This is a genomic window from Thiocystis violacea (assembly GCF_016583565.1).
In the GTDB taxonomy this organism is placed as follows: Bacteria; Pseudomonadota; Gammaproteobacteria; order Chromatiales; family Chromatiaceae; genus Thiorhodococcus; species Thiorhodococcus violaceus_A.
In genome coordinates this window covers 1-3851 of record NZ_NRRF01000147.1, presented here as the reverse complement: position 1 = coordinate 3851, position 3851 = coordinate 1, and the positions used below count along the sequence as shown (strand labels likewise).

Here is a 3851-nt window from a genome sequence, read left to right as displayed (position 1 = left end):
ACAGCCGCATCCTGGCGCTGTCCGGGCTCTCCGAGGTCAAGGTTTCCGAGACCCTCAAGGCTGAAGGCATCAAATGCTCGCCTCGCACCGTGGGCAACGTGCGCCGTCGCCACCGTGTCGCCTGAGCAGGTGGCCGAAAACGGCGAAACCTGTGCTGAACTGGGGCAAAACTGGGGCACAACGAAAAACGGCTCAGGACCAAGATCCTAAGCCGTTGTTTTTTGGTCGGGGCGAGAGGATTTGAACCTCCGACCACCTGAACCCCATTCAGGTGCGCTACCAGGCTGCGCTACGCCCCGCTAAGACCAATAAGAATAAAGTCTGAGCTGGCATGTGTCAACGCCCTCATCACCTATCCAGCTATTCCCGCCCATAAAACAAATAAGTCTTTGATTTTAAAATATATTTTACCTAAAAGTTTACGAAAACATAATTTCTAAGCGACTGATAATAAAAGTTTTTTAGAGTCGGCGGGAACCGCTGTCACCTATCCAGCAATTCCCGCTGACCGCAGCCTCGAGGGATCGTGGCGGATGTAGGTCAGCGCTGGAAATCAACGTCAATGGAGTCTGCGTCGCGGGTAACAGCGTTTGCAGCAACGCCTTCAACCAGGGACCGCATGCGCGTAAACGCCGGTGGATTGCGGTATCTGTGATGCGCTCCTCCAGCAGCGTGAAGCTCCCGGCGGTGGTTTGCAGCGCTTGGTCGAGCCCGCAATAGAGCATCATTATCTGCAGCAGGTGCGCCGGTGTCTTGACCTTGCGCGGGCGCGCGAACGCCTTCAACGCATACGCCATCTCGGCGTACTAGGGCGGCAATTCCTTCAGAAAGTCTTCGAAGGCAACATCGACAGGCTTGGAGGCCTGGGACATGGTGGCAAAAATCGCAACAGATCGCGGATCGCCACGGATTTTCAAGGGCTGCCGGCTATGTTGGCGCCTATGGGGAGATGCCCCCTGTCAATTGAGAAGCCCACGTGATCGGGGCAGCAGCCAGTCGGGGCGCGTGCACATGGAGCAGGCGGCCGATCATCATTGAGCGGCGGTCGGCCAGGTTGAAATCTCCTCAAAGGACGCCGGGGTTCGTTATCCCCCCGTGACCGGCGGAAAGATCCCCAACTCATCGCCGTCGCGAAGCGCTGTGTCGGGACGCACGAGTTCCTGGTTGACGGCCGTCATCAGGCGCTCGCCCTCGGGCAGCGTCTCGGCCCAGACTCCGCCGCGAGCGCGAAGGTGGGCGAGCAGGTCGGCGACCGTCTCGATCCCGGGCGGACGGGTCAGGGATTCGTCTGCCAGTCCGAGCTGTTCTCGGAAACGGGCGAAATAGAGGATGCGGATCATGGTGGCAGTGCGCTCACTGGAAGAGGTTGGCAAAGGGGATGAAATCGACCCGGTCGCCGCCTTGGATCACCTGGTCGGGCGCGATCTCGATCAGACCGTCCGCCCAGGCGACCGAGGACAGGACCGCCGAGGAGCGGCTGGGGTAGACGGCCAGCTCCATCTCGCCATCCTTGCCGGTCTCGAGCCGCGCCCGATGGAACTCGGTGCGCTTGTCTGGCTTGGGCCAGTCGAAGCCGGCGCGGAGCCTGAGCGTGCGTGGCGTCAGGTCGCCGGTGATGCCCTGCATGCGCAGGATGAGGGGGCGGGCGAAGAGGCAGAAGGTCACGAACAGCGACACCGGATTGCCGGGGCTGCCGAAGAAGGGTGTCTCGCCGACCCGGCCGAAGGCGACCGGCTTGCCGGGGCGTATCGCGATGTTCCAGAGATCCAGGCTGCCGAGCTGCTCGACGGCCGGCTTGAGATGATCTTCTTCGCCCACCGAGACCGCCGCTGGCGACAATTAGGTCTGCCTCCCGCGCCGCACCGGCTAGGGCGTCGATCGTGGCCTCCAGGGTGTCCGCGACGATCCCCAGGTCCAGAATCTCGCAGCCCAGACCCTGGAGCAGCCCCTTGATGGTGTAGCGGTTGGAGTTGTAGATCTGTCCCGGCCCCAGCGGCTCGCCCGGCATTGTCAGCTCATCGCCGCTGGCCAGGACGGCGACCCGCAGGCGGCGGTGGACCCTCAGCTGCGCGACCCCAATCGAGGCCGCCAGTCCCAGGTGCTGGGGGGCGAGCCGGGTACCGGCGGCGATCACCTCCGCGCCGGTCTGAATGTCCTCGCCGGCGCGCCGGATGTTCGCTCCGGCCTTGGCGTCCAGCGGGATGACGACCGTCTCGCCCTCGCGCACACAGATTTCCTGGATGACCACGGTGTCGGCGCCCTCGGGCACGGGCGCGCCGGTGAAGATGCGCGCGGCCGTGCCAGGCTCCAGCGGCGTGCCGGTCGTTCCAGCCGGGATGCGCTGGGTGACCCGCAGCCGTCCGCCGCAGTCGTCCAGATCGGCGTGGCGGATGGCATAGCCATCCATGGCGCTGTTGTCCCAGCCTGGGACATTGATGTTGCTCCTCACCGGCGCGGCCAGTACGCGCCCGAGCCCGGTCTCGGTCGGGATGGTCTCGGTGTCGGCGATCGGCTGGACCCGCGACAGCAGGAAGTCGATCGCCTCTTGCTTGCTCAACGTCGGGCGCTGATCGGTGATTGATCCGCAGTCGTGAGGCATCGTCATGGGCATCGTCTCACTGCTCGCGTAGACGCGGGATGAGTTGAGCGAAATTGCAGGGGCGGGTGCGGATGTCCAGTTGGGGCTGGAGGATGCTCTCCCAGGCGGTGCGACAGGCGCCGGTGGAGCCGGGCAGGCCGAAAACGAAGGTGCCGTTGGCCAGGCCGGCGAAGGCGCGGGACTGGATGGTCGAGGCGCCGATCTCCGCGAAGGAGAGCTGCCGGAACAGTTCGCCGAAGCCTTCGATGTCCTTGTCGAACAGCGCCACGACGGCCTCGGGGGTGCTGTCGCGTCCGGTGACCCCGGTCCCGCCGGTGCTTAGGATGACGTTGACCTCGGGATCGGCGATCCAGCGCGAGACGATGGCCCGCAATTGATAGCGATCGTCGGGCACGATCTCCTTGGCGAAGACCGCGTGTCCGGCCGCCTCGGCACGCTCTTTCAGAAAGTGACCGGAGGTGTCCCGATCCTCGTCTCGGCTATCGGAGACGGTTAGGATCGCGATCTTGAGCGGGAGAAATGCCTGTTCGGTGAAATGCTCGGTCATATCGTTCCCCTTCGATGTCAAGCGTAATGGCCTGGGCTCGATCCAGCCCGGCATTCGGGTCATCTCGATCGCGCGGCACCGCGCACCGATTTGATCTTTCTCAAGGCGATTCCCGGCCCCTGGGGGAAGACTCCATCACCGAATTCCATCGCCGCGCCGCCGGTCGTCTGCCCGGACTTGCGGCCTCGAACCCAGAGGATCGCTCATGTCAGCGGGGCGTCGTATCAACCGCGAGAAGAAGACCATCGCCGCCATGATGGCGATCTATTGTCGCGATCATCATGCCAGCGCTCGCGAACTCTGCGAGGACTGCGCCGGCTTGCTCGACTATGCCCAGCGCCGGCTGGACACCTGTCCCTTCCAGGAGGAGAAGCCCGCCTGCAATCTGTGCGAGGTCCATTGCTACGCGGCGGCCATGCGCGAGCGCACGCGCGCGGTCATGCGCTACGCCGGCCCGCGCATGCTGCTTCCTCATCCCATCCTGAGTCTCGGCCACATGCTCGACAAATGGCGTCCCGTGCCCAGGTTGAAAGCCCGCAAGGGCGATCGGTGAGGCAAGCGTCTGACCGACTCACCCCGGCCGGCCATCCGGTCGCGGGCTGAGCAGCATTGGGGCATGCACCCAGAGAAAGAGCCCGAAGGCCAGGATCCAGCAGAGGCCCCCGGCCATCAGCCACAGCTGATAGCCGGCGGGAACAAGCAAGG

Annotated in this window: 5 protein-coding genes, 1 tRNA gene and 1 pseudogene; 1 reads left to right on the top strand and 6 read right to left on the bottom strand. The window is 64.1% G+C overall.

Annotated features, from left to right (window positions below; all coding sequences use genetic code 11):
• Positions 1-222: 222 nt before the first annotated feature.
• From CKO23_RS24025 to moaB, 5 genes and pseudogenes are all read right to left on the bottom strand, one after another.
• A tRNA-Pro gene (locus CKO23_RS24025) sits at positions 223-299 on the bottom strand.
• Positions 300-461: 162 nt separating this feature from the next.
• A complete protein-coding gene (locus CKO23_RS24020; RefSeq protein ID WP_207168684.1) occupies positions 462-797 on the bottom strand; it encodes a hypothetical protein in 336 nt (111 codons plus the stop codon).
• A 288-nt stretch (positions 798-1085) separates the two neighbouring features.
• Entirely contained in the window at positions 1086-1340 is a 255-nt protein-coding gene (gene moaD, locus CKO23_RS24015) for a molybdopterin converting factor subunit 1 (protein ID WP_200335926.1), read from the bottom strand.
• Positions 1341-1353: 13 nt separating this feature from the next.
• Positions 1354-2605: pseudogene (locus CKO23_RS24010) on the bottom strand (molybdopterin molybdotransferase MoeA).
• Between the two features lie 10 nt (positions 2606-2615).
• Positions 2616-3146: a molybdenum cofactor biosynthesis protein B gene (gene moaB / locus CKO23_RS24005; RefSeq protein ID WP_200335924.1), complete on the bottom strand. Its 531-nt coding sequence runs from the start codon at positions 3144-3146 to the stop codon at positions 2616-2618.
• 205 nt (positions 3147-3351) lie between these two features.
• Here moaB and CKO23_RS24000 point away from each other — a divergent pair, with 205 nt between their 5' ends.
• A complete protein-coding gene (locus CKO23_RS24000) occupies positions 3352-3699 on the top strand; it encodes a nitrous oxide-stimulated promoter family protein (protein ID WP_200335922.1) in 348 nt (115 codons plus the stop codon).
• Positions 3700-3717: 18 nt separating this feature from the next.
• Here CKO23_RS24000 and CKO23_RS23995 read toward each other — a convergent pair whose 3' ends face one another.
• A complete protein-coding gene (locus tag CKO23_RS23995; protein WP_440870593.1) occupies positions 3718-3849 on the bottom strand; it encodes an NnrS family protein in 132 nt (43 codons plus the stop codon).
• Positions 3850-3851: the final 2 nt, after the last annotated feature.